Source organism: Achromobacter sp. NPDC008082 (assembly GCF_042957345.1).
In the GTDB taxonomy this organism is placed as follows: Bacteria; Pseudomonadota; Gammaproteobacteria; order Burkholderiales; family Burkholderiaceae_B; genus Achromobacter; species Achromobacter kerstersii_A.
Window position 1 is genome coordinate 477,859 of record NZ_JBIBIB010000006.1, and the last position, 15,807, is coordinate 493,665.

General features: G+C 63.1%; 16 protein-coding genes. 9 read left to right on the forward strand and 7 right to left on the reverse strand.

The annotated features are described in order from the left end of the window. Positions 1 to 33 precede the first annotated feature (33 nt). The gene (locus ACFZAI_RS25755) at positions 34 to 939 is read right to left on the reverse strand and encodes a LysR family transcriptional regulator (RefSeq protein WP_391569594.1); all 906 of its coding nucleotides are present in this window, start codon (positions 937 to 939) and stop codon (positions 34 to 36) included. A 185-nt stretch (positions 940 to 1,124) separates the two neighbouring features. Here ACFZAI_RS25755 and ACFZAI_RS25760 point away from each other — a divergent pair, with 185 nt between their 5' ends. From ACFZAI_RS25760 to ACFZAI_RS25770, 3 genes are all read left to right on the forward strand, one after another. Continuing rightward, a complete protein-coding gene (locus ACFZAI_RS25760; RefSeq protein ID WP_391569595.1) occupies positions 1,125 to 1,874 on the forward strand; it encodes an SDR family NAD(P)-dependent oxidoreductase in 750 nt (249 codons plus the stop codon). 218 nt (positions 1,875 to 2,092) lie between these two features. After that, positions 2,093 to 5,260 carry a hypothetical protein gene (locus ACFZAI_RS25765; protein WP_391569596.1) on the forward strand — a complete coding sequence of 1,056 codons (3,168 nt, stop codon included), beginning with the start codon at positions 2,093 to 2,095 and terminating at the stop codon, positions 5,258 to 5,260. A gap of 45 nt (positions 5,261 to 5,305) precedes the next feature. Further along, positions 5,306 to 5,866 carry a class I SAM-dependent methyltransferase gene (locus ACFZAI_RS25770; protein ID WP_391569597.1) on the forward strand — a complete coding sequence of 187 codons (561 nt, stop codon included), beginning with the start codon at positions 5,306 to 5,308 and terminating at the stop codon, positions 5,864 to 5,866. Between the two features lie 223 nt (positions 5,867 to 6,089). Here the strand turns inward: ACFZAI_RS25770 and ACFZAI_RS25775 are convergent, their stop codons facing one another. Further along, complete coding sequence (locus tag ACFZAI_RS25775; RefSeq protein WP_391569598.1) at positions 6,090 to 6,539, reverse strand: universal stress protein; 450 nt, start codon at positions 6,537 to 6,539, stop codon at positions 6,090 to 6,092. Between the two features lie 243 nt (positions 6,540 to 6,782). Here ACFZAI_RS25775 and ACFZAI_RS25780 point away from each other — a divergent pair, with 243 nt between their 5' ends. The 6 genes from ACFZAI_RS25780 (at position 6,783) to ACFZAI_RS25805 (ending at position 11,451) form a co-directional block, all read left to right on the forward strand. Further along, complete coding sequence (locus ACFZAI_RS25780) at positions 6,783 to 7,208, forward strand: universal stress protein (protein ID WP_391569600.1); 426 nt, start codon at positions 6,783 to 6,785, stop codon at positions 7,206 to 7,208. A gap of 438 nt (positions 7,209 to 7,646) precedes the next feature. Next, positions 7,647 to 8,102, forward strand: coding sequence for a CBS domain-containing protein (locus ACFZAI_RS25785; RefSeq protein WP_391569602.1), 456 nt, complete (start codon positions 7,647 to 7,649; stop codon positions 8,100 to 8,102). A 28-nt stretch (positions 8,103 to 8,130) separates the two neighbouring features. Beyond that, a complete protein-coding gene (locus ACFZAI_RS25790) occupies positions 8,131 to 8,652 on the forward strand; it encodes a hypothetical protein (RefSeq protein ID WP_391569603.1) in 522 nt (173 codons plus the stop codon). 146 nt (positions 8,653 to 8,798) lie between these two features. Further along, positions 8,799 to 9,887, forward strand: a complete 1,089-nt coding sequence (locus tag ACFZAI_RS25795; protein WP_391569604.1) for a histidine kinase — start codon at positions 8,799 to 8,801, stop codon at positions 9,885 to 9,887. Then, positions 9,884 to 10,537 (forward strand): response regulator, encoded by a 654-nt coding sequence (locus ACFZAI_RS25800; RefSeq protein ID WP_391569724.1) that lies wholly within the window; start codon positions 9,884 to 9,886, stop codon positions 10,535 to 10,537. Before ACFZAI_RS25795 ends, ACFZAI_RS25800 begins: the two co-directional genes overlap by 4 nt. A gap of 179 nt (positions 10,538 to 10,716) precedes the next feature. Beyond that, positions 10,717 to 11,451 carry a helix-turn-helix domain-containing protein gene (locus ACFZAI_RS25805; RefSeq protein WP_391569605.1) on the forward strand — a complete coding sequence of 245 codons (735 nt, stop codon included), beginning with the start codon at positions 10,717 to 10,719 and terminating at the stop codon, positions 11,449 to 11,451. 66 nt (positions 11,452 to 11,517) lie between these two features. On the opposite strand, the gene ACFZAI_RS25810 is transcribed toward ACFZAI_RS25805, so the two are convergent. Genes ACFZAI_RS25810 through ACFZAI_RS25830 form a run of 5 tightly spaced genes read right to left on the reverse strand, consistent with a single transcriptional unit; the run spans position 11,518 to position 15,768 of the window. Then, entirely contained in the window at positions 11,518 to 12,177 is a 660-nt protein-coding gene (locus tag ACFZAI_RS25810) for a tetratricopeptide repeat protein (protein WP_391569606.1), read from the reverse strand. Continuing rightward, a complete protein-coding gene (locus ACFZAI_RS25815; RefSeq protein ID WP_391569607.1) occupies positions 12,174 to 12,989 on the reverse strand; it encodes an SDR family oxidoreductase in 816 nt (271 codons plus the stop codon). Before ACFZAI_RS25815 ends, ACFZAI_RS25810 begins: the two co-directional genes overlap by 4 nt. Further along, positions 12,986 to 13,657, reverse strand: a complete 672-nt coding sequence (locus tag ACFZAI_RS25820; protein ID WP_391569608.1) for a TenA family transcriptional regulator — start codon at positions 13,655 to 13,657, stop codon at positions 12,986 to 12,988. The genes ACFZAI_RS25815 and ACFZAI_RS25820 overlap by 4 nt, the downstream gene beginning before the upstream one ends. Before the next feature lie 6 nt (positions 13,658 to 13,663). After that, positions 13,664 to 15,145 (reverse strand): AMP-binding protein, encoded by a 1,482-nt coding sequence (locus tag ACFZAI_RS25825; protein WP_391569609.1) that lies wholly within the window; start codon positions 15,143 to 15,145, stop codon positions 13,664 to 13,666. Next, a complete protein-coding gene (locus tag ACFZAI_RS25830) occupies positions 15,142 to 15,768 on the reverse strand; it encodes a thermostable hemolysin (protein WP_391569610.1) in 627 nt (208 codons plus the stop codon). Before ACFZAI_RS25830 ends, ACFZAI_RS25825 begins: the two co-directional genes overlap by 4 nt. Positions 15,769 to 15,807 lie beyond the last annotated feature (39 nt).

The following is a 15,807-nucleotide window of genomic DNA, read 5'->3' on the forward strand; positions in this document are numbered from 1 at the left end:
GCGAGTTCCGCGGGATGGTTGGTTACGCGAGCCTTAGCCGCGTAGCCGCGCCGGCAGATGGCCCATGAGCCAGTCGATGAAGACGCGCAAGCGCTGCGTCACATGGCGATTGTGCGGATACACCACATGGAAAGGATACGGTTGCGGCCGCCACGGTGTCAGGATTTCAACGAGCGCGCCGGTCTTGAGTGCGGGGCCGGCTGCGTAGGTAAAGGTCTGGACAATACCCAGGCCGGCAAGGGCCGCGGCCAAATGCGCGTTGCTTTCGTTGACGCCGACGCGATGCTCCACTTTGATTTCCAGCTTTTCGCCGTCACGTTCGAAGCGAAAGGGAAACGCGCGTCCGGTTTGGGACGATAGGTAGCTCACCAACTTGTGACCGTTCTTGAGCTCATCAGGATAGGCCGGCGTGCCAAATTGTTTGAGGTATCGCGGCGTGGCGCACGTGACGAGATCGGCGGTGCCGATGTGCCGCGCCACCAACGACGAGTCGTCAAGGGGGCCTCCACGGATCACGCAATCCACGTTGTTGCTGATCAGGTCGACGGCGCGATCGGACACGCCCAAGTCGATGCGAATGTCGGGATAGCGCGCCAGAAAATCCGGCAATGCGGGGACTAAGACATCGCGCGCGGTCGATCCGCCGACATCGATGCGCAGGTGTCCTTTGGGCCGGCCTGGGGCCGCGTTGAATGCGCTGTCGATATCTTCAAGGTCGCGCACGATGCGCAGCGTCTTCTCGTAATACTCGCGGCCTTCGGGCGTAACCGTGACGCGCCGGGTCGTGCGCTGCAACAGGCGCACGCCCAGGTGCGCCTCCAGGTCTTGCACCACCTTGCTCAGCGTCGCGTTGGGCATGTCCAGCGAGTCTGCCGCGCGCGTGAAACTGCCAGCTTCCACCACGCGGGCAAAGCCGCGAATGGCAGTCAATTGATCCATGCCGGGTTCCTCGCCATCGATTTATTATCCATAAATATGGATAGTCTTTTTAATTCTACATACTTTATCGCTAATCTTTCCGGACATAAAGTGGCTCCATCGCAGTCAGCAATCACGCTTCACACGGAATGGTTCCGGTGAAAGGTCTGACTGAAACCCCCTTTATTCAGGACTTGGAGCTCATCATGAATCAGCAACTCAACGGCAAGATCGCACTCGTTACCGGCGGAACCACAGGCATCGGTCTTGCGACCGCCCAGGAATTGGCGGCGCAAGGCGCGCGCGTCTTCATCACCGGCCGCCGCCAGGCTGAACTCGATACCGCCGTGGCCAGCATTGGTAGCGCAGCCACCGGCATTCGCGCCGATGCCTCGGTGCTAGGCGACCTTGATCGCGTCTACGCACAGATCGCTGAAAGCGCCGGCAAGCTCGACATTCTGTTTGCCAATGCCGGCGGCGGCGACATGCTGCCGCTAGGCGCAATCACCGAAGAGCATTTCGATCGCATTTTCGGCACCAATGTGCGTGGCACGCTGTTTACCGTACAAAAGGCCTTGCCGCTCCTGGTCGATGGCGCCTCGGTGATTCTGACGGCGTCAACGGTGTCGATCCAGGGCACTGCGAACTTCAGCGTCTATAGCGCCAGCAAAGCGGCGGTGCGCAACTTCGCGCGCTCTTGGGCGCTGGACCTGAAAGAGCGTGGCATCCGCGTCAATGTGGTCAGCCCGGGGCCGATCCGCACGCCTGGGCTGGGCGGGCTCGTGACCGACGAGGCGCGTCAGGGGCTGTTTGATTATCTGGCTGCGCAGGTGCCGCTGGGCCGCCTGGGCGAACCGCAGGAAATTGGCAAGGCGGTGGCGTTTCTTGCCTCGGATGCCGCCAGCTTCGTCAATGGCGCCGAGCTCTTTGTTGACGGCGGCATGGCGCAGGTCTGACCCGCTGGGGCGCTTGCCAAGGTTGCGCCGCAGCGGTTGGCGTCTGGCGTATCGCTGTCTACACTCACGATATCGCTGATGCGGTCCCAGGCACCGCGCCCCATCCCCCCTACCCCGACCCAATGACCTTGACTCCCCCATCGAAAGAACAGCGCCCGTCTGCGCGGCGCATCCTCGCAGAGGTTGCCCCGCTCAGCCATGCTCAACGCTACAAACGCATGCTGGAACTTGGTCGTGCATCCATCACGGATGCACATCTTGCCGAAGATTTGCAGTCACTGGCGCAATCGGATCTCCATTACGAAAGGTTGTTGGCGCTGATGTCGGCCAGTGGCTCGCATGCGGCGGACCTGATCGCGACGATGCTGGCCGATCCATCGCCCATGCTGGCCTCGCGCGCCGCCCGGCTGGCCGCGCGTGTCGTACCCGAAGGCATGCTGATCCGGTTGATGCCGGATCTGACGCAGCCGTGCCGCCGGAATCTCGCCTGCCAGCTTTGGCGATCAGGACGCGGACAGGTGAACGATGCCGTTTATCCGAAGCTTGAAGGCGCAGCGCGCCGTCATCTGCTGTCGTGGACGACAGATGCATTCATCGCCAGCAAGCTGGACGCGCAGCAAATTGCCGCGCTTGAAGCGCCGCAGTGGGCAACGTTGGCTCAACGCATGCCTGGATTCGTGCGCGACAGCCTGGTGCATGCGCTGGAGCAGGCCGGCAACCCGTCTTACGCATTGCGTATCGCTATCAGCGCCTCGCTCTATCGCATGCTGCGCAGCGACCCGGCGGCAGGCTTGAGTCTATTGCGCGCCGCCATCACCCGAGTCCCACTCCACGATTTGCCGCTGGCGCGATACGCCTCATTCTTCCCCGAGGACATTGCGGCCCTGATTGCGGACCAGGGAGGCAACCAGCGCGTGCCGCTCACGACGCAAACCCTGCGGCGGCTGGACGCGCCCGTGCTTTGCAATTTGTTGTCCGCCAACGCGCTTCCGAACCTGCGCGCCGCCTTCCACGAACTGCATGCAAGCCAGCGCGACGCCCTCTACCACCATGGCGGCGAAGCCTGGCGCGAGAACAGCGGCGCATTGCCGTTTGCATTCGTGCGCGAGCTATCTCTCGCGGCCCGGCAGTCTGAAGCGCGCCATGCGTTCTCGCTGCGGCTCCTTGCCGCCGAGCCGATGGTTCGCCTGCCCTACCTGTCTTGCCTGCCGTTTCAGGAGGCGCTGGCCCTGGCTCAACCATTCCTGTCGCAGCCTGATGGCGAATTGCGCGCGCAGGCCGTGGCGGCAATCGTTGGGACGGGCCGGTACGAGGCATCGAGCCTGCCCGCCATTCTGGACTTCTGCCGGGCGCGTGAAAACGAGCAGGACCCCGTGCGCCTTGCGATGTTGACGGCCCTGGCGGCGCTGCCGCCGTCGCGTTGGCAGGCCGAGCATCTGGACGCGTTTGCCGCGGTCATCGATGCCGCGTTGCGTGCGCGGGACTGCTCGCACCAGACCATGCTGGCCGCCACGCAATGGTTGATGGCCATCATCACCACGCATGCGGCCTTTGTTGTCGACACGCTGCCCCGGCTTGTCGAGCGTATGGGCAGCATGGGGAATCTTCGCTTTGGGTATTGGGAATCCCGCATCAGCGATGGCGAATTGCTCAGCATCGCCCCCCGACTGATGGGGTTGCTTGATACATGGGTACGGCGAGATCGCGCCCCGGTTGCGCTGCAACTGATACTTGGCTTCGGATGCCGTGCGAAGGCCGTCGACGGGTTCGTCGACCTGTGCACCGAGCTGACCCGGGACAAGCGAGGCAATGTGGCGCGTTCGGGGCTGGAGGCGCTGGTGCGGCTCGGGCTTGGAAAGCGCGTTGCAGAATTAGTGCCTCGTCTGGTTCAGGAAGATCCTAGCTGGATTCAGGTTCCCGCCGTTTCCCTGCATTTGCATCTGCACCGGCAAGACCTGCTGACGCCCTTTCTGAGCGCGCGCGTCTACAAGGGGCGGTTTCCAAGCGGCAAGGCGGCGTTTCTTCCTGCCTATGACAATGGGTTCTTCCGATGGACGGCCGCCCAGCAGCAAGGCTATGCCGGCGAACTGCTCAAGATCCTCACCAGCACTCAGCGCAACGCCTGGGAGCTCTATGGTTCAGTCCAGCGATACGCGGCCATGCCATCGGTCGACCTGACGCCGCTTGTCACGCTTGCGCGCCTGGACGCGCCTGACCAGGGGCTGCGCGACAAGACGCTCGAAGCGCTTGGGCGTGCCGATGCCGGACGCGGCGTGGCAGAGTTGGTGCAAGCACTGGATGACGGCCGGGCCCGCGTCGCCATCTATGCCTTGCGCCGATCCTTGATGAACCTGGGCCCCGCCCAGGTGCTGGACCTGCTTGGCCGCGCGCCACGCGGCAAGGTCACCGTGGCGAAAGAGATCATCCGGCTCGCTGGCGATCTGCGCACGGATGGCGCTTTTGCATTCCTGACCCAAATCGAAGATGAACCCAAGCTGCATCAGGATGTGGCGATAGCCTTGCTGCGGGCGTACTGGAACTTCCTTGATCGCCCTGACGTCTGGCAGCGATTCCACGCCGCTGCTCGCAGCGAGCGGCCAGCGCTGGCGCGCGCCACCATCCGTATCCCGCCGATGGGTCTTTCGCCGGATAGCCAGCGCGCGTTGAGCCAACACCTGGCATTGCTGCTGGGGCATTCCGATGCGCAAATCCGCAAGGAAACACTGCAAAGACTGATCGCGATGCCCCCGGGGCAAGGCGATCCTGCGCTGTACGACGCGCTGGCCGCGCAGCTTGATGATGTAGACGTTTCGCTTGTGGAACTCGCGGCGAACGCGATGCTGGGCATTTACGCAAGAACCTTGCCGCAGGAACTGGCAAGCCGTTTCGCGGGCATAACCCAGGCGCGTTCATTGGCGGCCGTTATCGCCGCGTACCGGCGGCAGTTGCAGCGTGGCCAGTTGGAATTGGCCGCGTCGGCGGACAGGCTGGTCAAGGCGTTGCTGGCCCGGCGGTGGCATCCGGGGCTGGCGCTACGGCTCGCGTTCTCGATCTTGAGTCCAGAGGCCGCGCTTGCGCTCGCGCAGCAATTCGCTTCCTCGAAATTGCTGCATCCTGGTGTCGTGGGAGATGTCCTGGGTTCACTTGCGGACACGGTGGCGGGTGCGCGAGTAGATCAACTGACCCACGTTGAAACCCTGCTGGGCGCCGAGTCTGAGGCCAGTATGCGGCGCATCGGCCTGGGCTTGCTACGCGAAACGTCGGCCCGGCATGGGTGGACAGAAGCGATGCGCCAGCGGCTACGTTTTTATCGGAACGACAAGGATGGCTGGGTGTCCGACGCAGCCGACCTGATCACTTACCCGGATGAGTCGTCCGGTCGTTGACCGGGTGGGCATTCAGGTAAATAGGGAAAATTCAGGAAAATTCGAATGGCCGAAAATAATTACGATGCATTTGCGGCTGCTTATCAAGCGGACAATGAAAACAACGCTTGGAATGCCTATTACGAGCGGCCAGCCATTCTATCGATGGTGGGCGACGTCAACGGCCGCCGCGTGCTGGATGCGGGCTGCGGCGGCGGAGCGCATGCCGCAGCGCTCCTGGATCAAGGGGCCATACTGACGGGTATCGATTCCAGCGCAGCCTTATTGCAGATTGCGCAAGATCGTCTTAGCGGGCGCGCGCGCTTGTTATTAGCGGACCTCAACGACGTGTTGCCCTTTGAAGATGGCGCTTTCGATCTGATTCTTTCGTCGCTGGTCATGCATTATTTGCCCGACTGGACGCTGCCCCTATCGGAGTTCAACCGTCTGTTATCCGACGGCGGCCGTCTGGTGTTTTCCACGCACCACCATTCATGGACCACCCCTCTCCTGGCCACGACAATTACTTCGAGACTTACCCCTTCAATGAAACCTGGGAGCGCGACGGCAGGGATATCGAAATGCGCTTCTGGCACCGGCCTCTCCACGCCATGTTTGACGCCCTGAAGTCGGCGGGATTTCAGATCGAGGTACTGAGCGAACCGCAGCCCGATCCGCGCGCCCGGTCTCTCTTCCCCGAGGCATACCTCCGCCTGACAACCCAGCCACGATTCCTTTTTTTCTCAGCCGTGGCAGAAAAGCAGCCTATGAAGGGCTGACATTCGCCTTTAGGTCAGCACGTAGCCAGCCCAGACTGGCGGGGCGGCAAGCGCCCGATGCGCCTGGCCCCTCATGGCGTACGAACCAGCAATACGGGAATGGAAGAGGCGCGCAGCACGGCTTCGGCGCTGCTGCCCAGCATTGCGCGCTTCACGCCTCGGCGTCCGTGGGTGCCCATCACAATCAGGTCGGCAGGCCAGTCCTGGGCGGCCGTGATAATCCGTTCTTCTACCGACAAGCCCAGATCATCGTAAAGCACCGTTTCCACCGGCAATTCTGCCGCGGTGGCGCGCGTGCGCGCTTCGTCCAGAACCTTCTCGCCTGCCTGTCGTAAGTTTTCGATGAGCTCGCCCGTGTAGTACCCGGCATAGGGGTTGGTGGCAAGAAAGACAGACAGGTCATCCAGCACATGGATGATGCGCAGCGTCGCGTTCGACCCCTTTGCGATCTTGATGGCTTCGTCCAGGGCCCGATTAGATGCGTGGCTGCTATCAACCGCGACAATGATGCGTGTGTACATGATCTCGTCCTTGCTAGGGGTGCGGCATCGCCCCATACCTTGAGTCCTATCGTGCGCTATCGCGATCGGAGCGTGTTGACCATTGTCAATCCGAAAACGGGGACGAAGATCTTCCCTGCGCCATGCCGCCGGGTTGCAATGAAGTTGACCGGCGTCAATGGAATCCATCACCGCAGTGCCATGATGGAGTTCATACCGCAAACGGCCTTCTCGCGAAGGCCCCCCCTGCACTCAGGAGGCATCGTGAAAAACGTTCTGATTCCCGTAGACGGCTCGGCCAACGCGTTACGCGCCGTGGGCTACATGATTGACCACGTCCGTGAAAATGGCCCTTGCACCCTGCATCTGCTCAATGTGCAGCCCCCTATCGTGTCCGGCACGGTGCTGGGGTTCGTTTCCAAGGACATGATTCAGGAGTACTACCTGGACGAGGCCAAGATGGCGCTGGCCGACGCCAAGGCGGCGTTGGACAAGGCGGGGGTGATGTATCAAGAGGCGCTTCGCGTTGGCCATATCGCCGAATCGATCAAGGCGTATGCGACTGAGCATCAATGTGACCACATCATCATGGGCTCACGCGGCCTGGGTGCGGCGGGAAGCCTGCTGCTGGGATCGGTGGCGTTGAAAGTGCTGCACACCATCCATATCCCGGTCGTCCTGATCAACTAGGCCAACGCGCATGTCGCTGCGCTCCCCCCCGCGTCGCGCCGTACTGGCGGGGTTGACTGCGGGTGCAATGGTCGCGGCGGCCCTCGCCGGCAACGTGCGAGCCGGGGCGCATGTGTCGGTCGAAGACGTCGAGCGCGCCTTCCGCGTCTGCGCACGTGCTCGGCGGCGCCCATGCAAACCCTGTTGGCGCAGCAAACCCAGGCGCTGGCCCATGCTCGGGCGGAAGGTATCGATTCAGACGAGATTGTGAACTGGCGGTGGCCGGCAGCTGGCGGGCGGACCTGATTGTCTCCGGTGCGCTCCCGTCGTTGCGCACCTCTTAATGCCGGCCGCAATCGCTTGCTTGACCAAAATCAAGTTCTGCGGCCCTTGGGGGATCACTATAGGGATAAGGATTTCACAGGACAGGGTACGCCTCTGCCCTTCCGGAGAACAGCCATGCTTGCGCACGAACTCATGACCCCCGACCCCTTTTGCGTGACGGCCCGAACGCCTGTCTCGCAGATCATGCATGCGATGCTCGACCGCGATATCAGCGCCGTGATGGTGACCGGCGACAATGGCGGACTGATTGGGGTCGTCACTGAAGGCGATCTCATCCGGCGCCAGGACAGCGTGCATCAGAAGAAACTGGACCACTGGCTGGCCTTGCTTGCCGAGGGCGAGGCATTGAATCTGGAGTTTCTGCACAGCTTGCAGCTCAGCGAGCAAACCGCGTCCGCAGTGATGAGCCGACCCGCCATCACGGTGGAAGAAACCGCCGATCTGGCCACGATTGCGGATGTGTTGCTCAAGCGCGGCATCAAGCGCGTTCCCGTCACTCGGGCGGGAAAACTGGTCGGCGTAGTGAGCCGGCGCGACATTCTGCGAGCGCTGCTGGCTCAAGAGACGTGATGCCGCCATCGCGGCAAGGGGACACACCATGGCACGCATCGGCATCTTCTTCTATTCCCGTACGGGAACCGGGCGTACCGTTGCGGAACGCCTGGCGTCCGTCAGCGGCTGGCCCAGTTACGAAATCCGCGATGCCTCGCCGCGTGTTGGATTGCGGGGAGACCTGCGCTGCGTCGTCGATACCCTGTTCAAGCGCAGCCCCGCCTTTCGCTATGACGGGCCGGGGCTGGACCAGTTCAATCATGTGGTGCTGATCGCCCCCGTGTGGCTGCGCGCGCTGGCCGCACCAATGCGCGCGTTCTTGAAAGCGCATGGCCGCATGATCCGGGCCTATTCGGTGATCTTCGTGATGTCGGGTTATGGCGGGTTTCGCGCGGTGGACGATATGGCGGCCATTACCGGCTTCAAGCCGCGCTCCATTCTGCTGTTGAAACAGTACGACGTGCTTGCCGAAGAGTGCGATGCGTCCCTGTGCCGGTTCAGAGAACAAACGCTGGCCGCCGATGGCCCTGGCGGATGGAACGACCCCTTGCTGCCGTCCATTGACTGACGCTGCGTTTCGCCAACGGGTGCGGCCCCGGTAAACGCACTAGTGCTTTTGGCGCAGCCGCGCCGCGCCTATGGCTTCACCCGGCAATGTGTGCTGCAATGAATTTCTCCGAACCCGGCCGGCTCGCATCCATCGCACACACTGCAATGACGCCCTCGCCTAGCGCGCCTCCGCTCCTCGATATCATCCAATCCGCAACCGAACCGATCATCACGATCGATGAGCATCAACGCATTGTGATGTTCAACCCGGCGGCCGAGCGCGTGTTTCTGTGCCACGCGGACCAGGCCATTGGCGCCAGCCTCGATATCTTGATACCGGTGCGCTTTCGCACGGTGCATGCCAAGCACGTCAGCCGCTTTAAAGATACGGGCATGTCCGACCGGAAAATGGGCTTGGGCGCGCCGCTGTGGGGGCTGCGGTCCAACGGTGAAGAGTTTCCGATGGAAGCGTCTATCTCGCAGACGAAAACGGAATCGGGTGTATTCCTGTCGATCTTTCTGCGGGACATTACCGAGCGGCAGCGTGTGGACCAAGCGCTGCGCGCATCCAGGGACGAACTGACCCGGCTGTCCAACGCCTTGCTGCATGTGCGTGAGCAGGAAAAGAAACACATCGCCCGCGAGCTGCACGACGATCTTGGCCAGAGCCTGACGGCCTTTACCATGGAGCTGTCTCAGCTGGAATCCAAGCTAGATCCCGACGACACCGGCGCGCGGGAACGGGTCCGCGCGATGCGCCAAGTGATCAAGGCCACCTTTGCGTCACTGCGGCGCATTGCCTCTGACCTGCGGCCCGTCATGCTCGATGACCTGGGCCTGGCCGCGGCCGTGGAATGGCTGGTGGCGAATTTTGTGTCGCGCTATGGCATCGACACGCAGGCAGACATCCACATCGGCCCGGCCGAGCCCTCCAAACGGGTCGCCACGACCCTGTTTCGCGTGGTGCAAGAAGCGCTGACCAATATCGCCAAGCATGCCCAGGCGACGCAGGTGCAACTGCACCTGCGCTGTGACGACACGCAGTGCACGCTGACCGTGCAGGACAACGGCGTGGGCGCCGCGCCTGAAAGCCTGACCAAGAAGCTGCCGCTGTCGCTTGGCCTGCAAGGCATCCGCGAGCGGGTCCGGCTGCTTAACGGTGAAGTGACGATCACCACCCGTAAACAGGGCGGGTTTCGCCTGGATGCGAAGATGCCGGCGCAGCACCCGGAATCGCCATGGGAGGCATCATGATCACGGTCATGCTGGCCGACGACCACACCTTGCTGCGCGAAGGGCTTCGGCGTCTGCTTGAGCAGGCGGGCGACATCTCGGTGCAAGGAGAGGCCGGAAACGGGGCCGAAGCGCTGACGCTGCTGGGACAGCGGGCGTGGGATCTGCTGGTGCTGGATATGTCCATGCCCGGCCGCAACGGCGTGGACCTTATCCGTCAGATCAAAAGCGGCCATCCCGACGTGCCGATTCTGGTGCTGACCATGCACGGCGAGCAGCAATACGCGATCCAGGCCATCAAAGCCGGCGCGTCAGGCTTTCTGACCAAAGACAGCGCCGCCGAAGAACTGGTTCAAGCGGTGCGTAAGGTGGCGGGCGGCGGCCGCTATCTGAGCCCATCGCTGGCGGAAAGCATCGCCTTTGAGCGGCAAGACAAAACCGATGCCCTTCCCCACCTGCTGTTGTCAGATCGCGAGCTATCGGTGTTCCACCATCTTGCCTCCGGCCTGAACAATTCAGATATCGCCCGGCGCTTGTTCCTGAGCGTCAAGACGGTAAGCACGTACAAAAGCCGCATCTTGGTGAAAATGAATCTGCGCAATCAGACGGACCTGGTGCGCTATGCCATCCGGCACCGGCTGATCAACGAGCAAGATCTGCCGGACCTCTAAGCGGACCCTGTAGGAATTTTCCTACGCGTGTAAGGCTCCACTGCCACCAACTGGCGGCCGGCGCTGATAGCCCGCATCTTTCTAGCATCCGATACTGCTGACTAGCCTGCGCCATTGCGCAGCGCGCCGTTCCTCAGCAGAGCATCGCTCCTGATCGTCCGACTTCGCGAGATGCCGCCATGGACAATATCGTTGCTTATCCCCGCCCCTCTGCGTGGCTCGCCGCCATGCCCGAACATTGCGAGCGCTGCGTGACGGCGCATTTATGCCATCCCGCATCCGAAGGGTACGCAGGGCCCGCGCCCACAAGCGAGCGCAGCCAGAAGCGGGTGCATCGCGGAGAACCCATCTATCGGGCGGGTGATCCCTTGTTGAATCTGTATCAGCTGCGTTCCGGCTCAGCTAAGGTGCGCGTCACGAATCTGTCCGGGCTGGAGCAGATCACGGCATTTCCAGTGGCTGGCGCCTTGATGGGATTGGACGGCATCGAAACGGGCATCCACACCTGCGACGCCATTGCGCTGGAAGATTCCTTGGTCTGCCTCCTGCCGTACGCGGAACTGATGGGAAACTGCCGTAATGACTATGGCGCGGCCCTGCAATTCAATCGGCTGATTGCCCATGATTCAAATCAGTATTGCCGCCTGTTGCTGACCCTGGGTTGCATGAGCACCGATGAGCGGGTGGCCGGCTTTCTGATCGGCCTATCCGAGCAGATGGCCGCCAACGGCTATTCGCCGCTGGCGTTCACGCTGAAGATGACGCGCGAGGACATTGCCAACCATTTGGGCATGAAGGTTGAAACGGTTTGCCGCGTGCTCGCGCGTCTGCAAGTGGCGGCCATGGTCAAGGTGAGCCGGCGGCAACTGGAAATACGCAACGTCGAGGGGCTGCGACAGATGAGCTGCCAATAAGCGGTCCCAACAATAAGCGGTCCCATCCATCCCACGCACCATCCGTCAGCCGCACCACCCGCCGCGCTACCGCACGCTCTCCAGCAACGCCTGCGCCTCCTGCTTGCGGCCAGCGTCGGCCACGTCGCGGCCAGGCCGTGGCGGCGCTTTCAGGGCCTTCTCCAGGTAAGGAATGGCCTCGGGCTTTCGATTCCGATAGATCAGGTAGTCGGCATAAAAATAGTTGGCGTCGATGCCATCGGGGTTTATCGCCAATGCCTGCTGCAACAAGGCTTCGGCTTTTTTGTTGTCGCCAAATCCCACCGGCCAGCCGGGCACCTTGTAGTACAGAACGCCCAGGCTGTTCAGGGCGGACCCGCCCAGCGCCTTGCTATCGATCTGGATGGCCGTTTCGTATTCCGCCTTGGCCTGCTTGGCCAAACCCAACGCGCCCAGCCCGCCTTTGGCGCCCGCCCACGAGCTCAGGATGATGCCCTCCCAGATGTGCGGTTCCGCCTTGGCGGCAAAGCGCGCCGTCAGCGCATGCGCCTGCTGCGACAGCGCCTCGAAACGGGTTTCGCGCTGGTTGGCCGGCGTTTGGTATTGGATCACCGCCCAGTCATTCTGAAGGGCACGTATGCCCTGATCCAGATCGTCGGGCGCCGATGCGGCCACGGCTGACAGGGACATTGCCGCGCCCGCCAGCATGGCGGCGGCGGCTTTGAACAAGGGAAGTCTGTTGATCATGAAGAGGCTCCTGAAGGAAATTTCAAAGACATCAGCGCGCGGCGATGCTTGGCAAACGCGCCATCCAGACATTCGGGACACAAGCCGTTCAAGCGCGCGGCAATCGCCTCGACGCCACCGGCAAAACCCTGGCGCGATTCGCGTTGCAGCATGCGCGACACGCGCACCGCAATCGCTTCCGGCGAATCGCTGGCCGAACCCGTTGCGTGGTTGAACGCCTCGACCTGCGGGGAATTGAAGGGCGTGTCAATCGCCCGCGGCGCGTAGTACTGCACCCGGACGGTAGAGTCCGCCAGTTCGCGGCGCAGCGACTCGGTGTAGATCCGAAGCGCGGCCTTGCTTGCGCCGTACACAGCGAATCCGGGTACGCCCAGGCTGCCCAGCGTCGAACCGATATTCAGCACCTGAGCGCGCGGATGGCTACGCAGCAGCGGCAGCATTCCCGCTGTCAGCATCATGGGCGCCACAACATTCGTTTCCATCACGCGGCGGGCGTCGTCGCTGTGCACGTCCTGTGCAGGCCCGAACGCGGCAACGGCCGCGTTATTGATCAGCACATTCGCGCCTCGGGCCGCAGCGGCGTCGATGATGGCGGCGCGGCCATGATCCGTCGTCACGTCCACCACCAGCGCATCCACGCGATTGCGGTCTTGCGCGCCCGCGCTGAGCGATTGCGCCAGAGACAGCAGCGGGCCGTCGGTGCGTCCGATCAGCAGCAACCGCGCGCCTTCGGCAAACAGCTGCCGAGCAATCGCGCTGCCCAGGCCGCCCGCGGCCCCGGTCAACACGATGGAGGCATCGCGCGGGCTCATGCGGCCTCCGCTTGCGTCTGCACACGGGGCAAGGCGCGGAAAATTGCGCCGTACAGGTTGTAGAACATATTGGCGGCGTGGATGACGGCCGCCTGGTCGCCCGCATCGTCCAGCCGATTCATCAGCAGGGCGAAGTGCGCGGTGTGTTCCTGGTCCAGCGTGCCATGCGAACGCAGATAGCTGAAGGCGGACGCCGGCAGCGCCAGCTTCTGCTGAATCTGGTCGGCCGCGTTCAACGCCAGCGCGACGCTGGTGCCTTCCAGCACGTGGACCATCCCGAAGAAGCCCACCGGATTCTTGCGCGCGATCATGTCGTAGGCATAGGCCACCATCACCTCGGTCTGCGGGCCTGGCCGGCCCAGCCGCACCTCGTCGGCGTCCTGCCCAAGCGCCCGCAGATCGTTCAGAATCCAGTCGTCGTGCCCGGTTTCCTCTTCGATGTATTCGTCAATGGGCGCCAGCATCCACTTCAACCGTGCCGGCATGCGGGCGCGGCAGGCGTGCAGCAGCGGCACGGTATGGCTGACGTGGTGATAGGCCTCGCGCAGGAATGCAATGTAGGCGGGCAATGCGATGGTGCCGTGCAAGCAGTCCTGAATGATCGGCGTCGTCACCAGCGATTCCCGGCTTGCGCGGGTCCCGATCAGCAGTTTGTCGAAAAAGGTCATGACGGTTTATCCCAGAGGTTGTGCGGATGTCCGCGAAAACAGATCAGCGTGCAGGTCGGAAACGGCGGCGCGGCGCGGACGGCCATTGGCGGTCGCCATGCCGCTTGCCGCGCTGAACTCGGCGCGCGCGCGCATCCATGGGCCGATCCGCGCGTAGTCAGGCAGGCTGTGATTGGCCGTGTCGATACCGGCGCGGATGGCGTCGTCACTCACATCGCCCAACGGCCAGATCACCGCGCCCAGTTCGGGCTGGCCCTCGCCCAAGACGACGGCCTGGCCGATAGCCGCCTGATTCGCCAAGCGCAGCTCGATCCATTCGGGCGACACGTTGCGCCCAAAGCCCGTGATCAGCAGATTCTTCTTGCGCCCGTGGATGTGCAGGAACCCGGCTTCGTCCAGCCGCCCCAGATCGCCGGTGGGCAGCCATTGCCGGGGCGCGGCATGCTCGCCCAGATAGCCCAGCGCATGGGCGCCGGCCACCTCGATCTCACCGTCGGCCGTCACGCGCAAGCGCGCATGCGGCAAGGGGTAGCCCGCCGACCCCGGGCAATCCAGGCCGGGAAGATTCAAGGTTTGCACCGAGCAGGCTTCGGACAGCCCGTAGCCTTCGTAAGCAGGCAGCCCTTGCGCACGGGCGCTTGCCAGCAGGTCCACGCCCACCGCCGCGCCGCCCACCGCCATCAGGCGCAGTTCGGGCGGCGCGCTGGCGCCCGTGGCCCGCAGAAAGCCGGTGTACGCGCGCAGCATCTGCGGCAGAACGATGACGCTTTGCGCGGCAGCGCCCGTCAGCGCGGCATGAAAAACAGCGGGATCAAAGCGTGATGAGCCCTGTAGCCCGGTCTCGATCAACGGACGCGTCACCATCGCCGCCCCTTCCATCAAAGGCGAATAGACGCCCGCAATGTTCTCCAGCAAGACGGGCAGCGGCAGCGCGGTAAGGTGACGGCGTATGCCTAGCGGCCGCGTGGCCGCCGCAAGGCTTGCCGCCACCGCCAGCATGTCGGCCGCGCCCAGGCACACGCCCTTGGGGCTGCCCGTCGAGCCAGACGTGAACGTGATCTTCGCCGTGCTGCGGGGCAAGGACGCCGCAGGGTTGGGCCGCCGGAACAGCGCCAGCCGGTCGGGCAAGGTCTCGGCCAATGCGAAGCCGAACGCTTGCAGCATCGGTTGAATCGACGACGGACCCACCACGGTATTCGCGCCTGCCGCGTCCAACGTTTCGCGCCACTGGCTGGGAGTAAAGAACAGGGGCAACGGCACATGCACAACGCCCGCCTGCAAGCACGCCAGGTCATGAATGATCCAGTCGGCGCCGTTGTCCATCAGCGACGCGGTCACGTGCGCGCGATGCGCCGCAAGCAGCTCGGCGCGCACTTGCACCCGGGCAAGCAGCGCTTCGTAATCCAATGATTCCCTGGGGGTCTGTAGCGCAAGGCGTCCAGCGCGGCTTGGGTCTCGCAATAGCGAAAGGAAGTCGGAAGCGTTCATGCCTCTTGCTCCGGAAAGTGTTCAAGAATGGTGTGCAGGCGTCCTGCAAAAACATGAGGCGCATGGGCGTAGTAGTCGCCCCAGTCCCTGCGTTCCTGCTCGTTCAGATGATCCGGGGTCGCCGCCGAAATCGCCTGATGGGCTAATCCCATTCGGGCGAACAGATGATGCAACTCGCTGGTCAGCGTGCTGACCGCCCAGTCAAAACCCTGCTGGTGCAGGTGGCGGGCAAGCAGCGGCACCAGCACTCGGCCGCCCCCAGGCCTGGCCGCCGCGAACTGGCCGGCCTCGACAATCAGCCGGCGCGCCACCGGCGCGTTCTGATCGCGCAGATACTGTTCGATCGGCGCGGCCAGGTAGCGCTCAAGAAACAAGGGGTGGTCCGCGCCCCGATAGCCCGCCGCCGCCAGGATTTCCCCGTTTTCCTGCACGCTTACCAAGGTGGGCAACCACTCTTTCAGCGTTGCGCCAAAACGTTGCTGATAGCGTTGCTGGATGTAGGACTCCACGCGTGCGCGTATCGGGTCGTCAACGGGATGGATATGCAGCGTGCGGGGCGTGGCCCCTGGCTTTGCAGCAATCGCTCGCTGCGTGGACGAAGATGAAAACTTGGTTTGCGGCATACTGGCATCCAGTCGATGTAGCGTCGGTTTATCGACACC

Coding starts and splice junctions, on each gene's coding strand:
- ACFZAI_RS25800 (WP_391569724.1), top strand. CDS start 9,884: ATGATCACGGTCATGCTGGCCGACGACCACACCTTGCTGCGCGAAGGG.
- ACFZAI_RS25810 (WP_391569606.1), bottom strand. CDS start 12,177: ATGATCAACAGACTTCCCTTGTTCAAAGCCGCCGCCGCCATGCTGGCG.
- ACFZAI_RS25815 (WP_391569607.1), bottom strand. CDS start 12,989: ATGAGCCCGCGCGATGCCTCCATCGTGTTGACCGGGGCCGCGGGCGGC.
- ACFZAI_RS25825 (WP_391569609.1), bottom strand. CDS start 15,145: ATGAACGCTTCCGACTTCCTTTCGCTATTGCGAGACCCAAGCCGCGCT.
- ACFZAI_RS25830 (WP_391569610.1), bottom strand. CDS start 15,768: ATGCCGCAAACCAAGTTTTCATCTTCGTCCACGCAGCGAGCGATTGCT.
- ACFZAI_RS25775 (WP_391569598.1), bottom strand. CDS start 6,539: ATGTACACACGCATCATTGTCGCGGTTGATAGCAGCCACGCATCTAAT.
- ACFZAI_RS25790 (WP_391569603.1), top strand. CDS start 8,131: ATGGCACGCATCGGCATCTTCTTCTATTCCCGTACGGGAACCGGGCGT.
- ACFZAI_RS25820 (WP_391569608.1), bottom strand. CDS start 13,657: ATGACCTTTTTCGACAAACTGCTGATCGGGACCCGCGCAAGCCGGGAA.
- ACFZAI_RS25770 (WP_391569597.1), top strand. CDS start 5,306: ATGGCCGAAAATAATTACGATGCATTTGCGGCTGCTTATCAAGCGGAC.
- ACFZAI_RS25785 (WP_391569602.1), top strand. CDS start 7,647: ATGCTTGCGCACGAACTCATGACCCCCGACCCCTTTTGCGTGACGGCC.
- ACFZAI_RS25765 (WP_391569596.1), top strand. CDS start 2,093: ATGCTGGAACTTGGTCGTGCATCCATCACGGATGCACATCTTGCCGAA.
- ACFZAI_RS25795 (WP_391569604.1), top strand. CDS start 8,799: ATGACGCCCTCGCCTAGCGCGCCTCCGCTCCTCGATATCATCCAATCC.
- ACFZAI_RS25755 (WP_391569594.1), bottom strand. CDS start 939: ATGGATCAATTGACTGCCATTCGCGGCTTTGCCCGCGTGGTGGAAGCT.
- ACFZAI_RS25760 (WP_391569595.1), top strand. CDS start 1,125: ATGAATCAGCAACTCAACGGCAAGATCGCACTCGTTACCGGCGGAACC.
- ACFZAI_RS25805 (WP_391569605.1), top strand. CDS start 10,717: ATGGACAATATCGTTGCTTATCCCCGCCCCTCTGCGTGGCTCGCCGCC.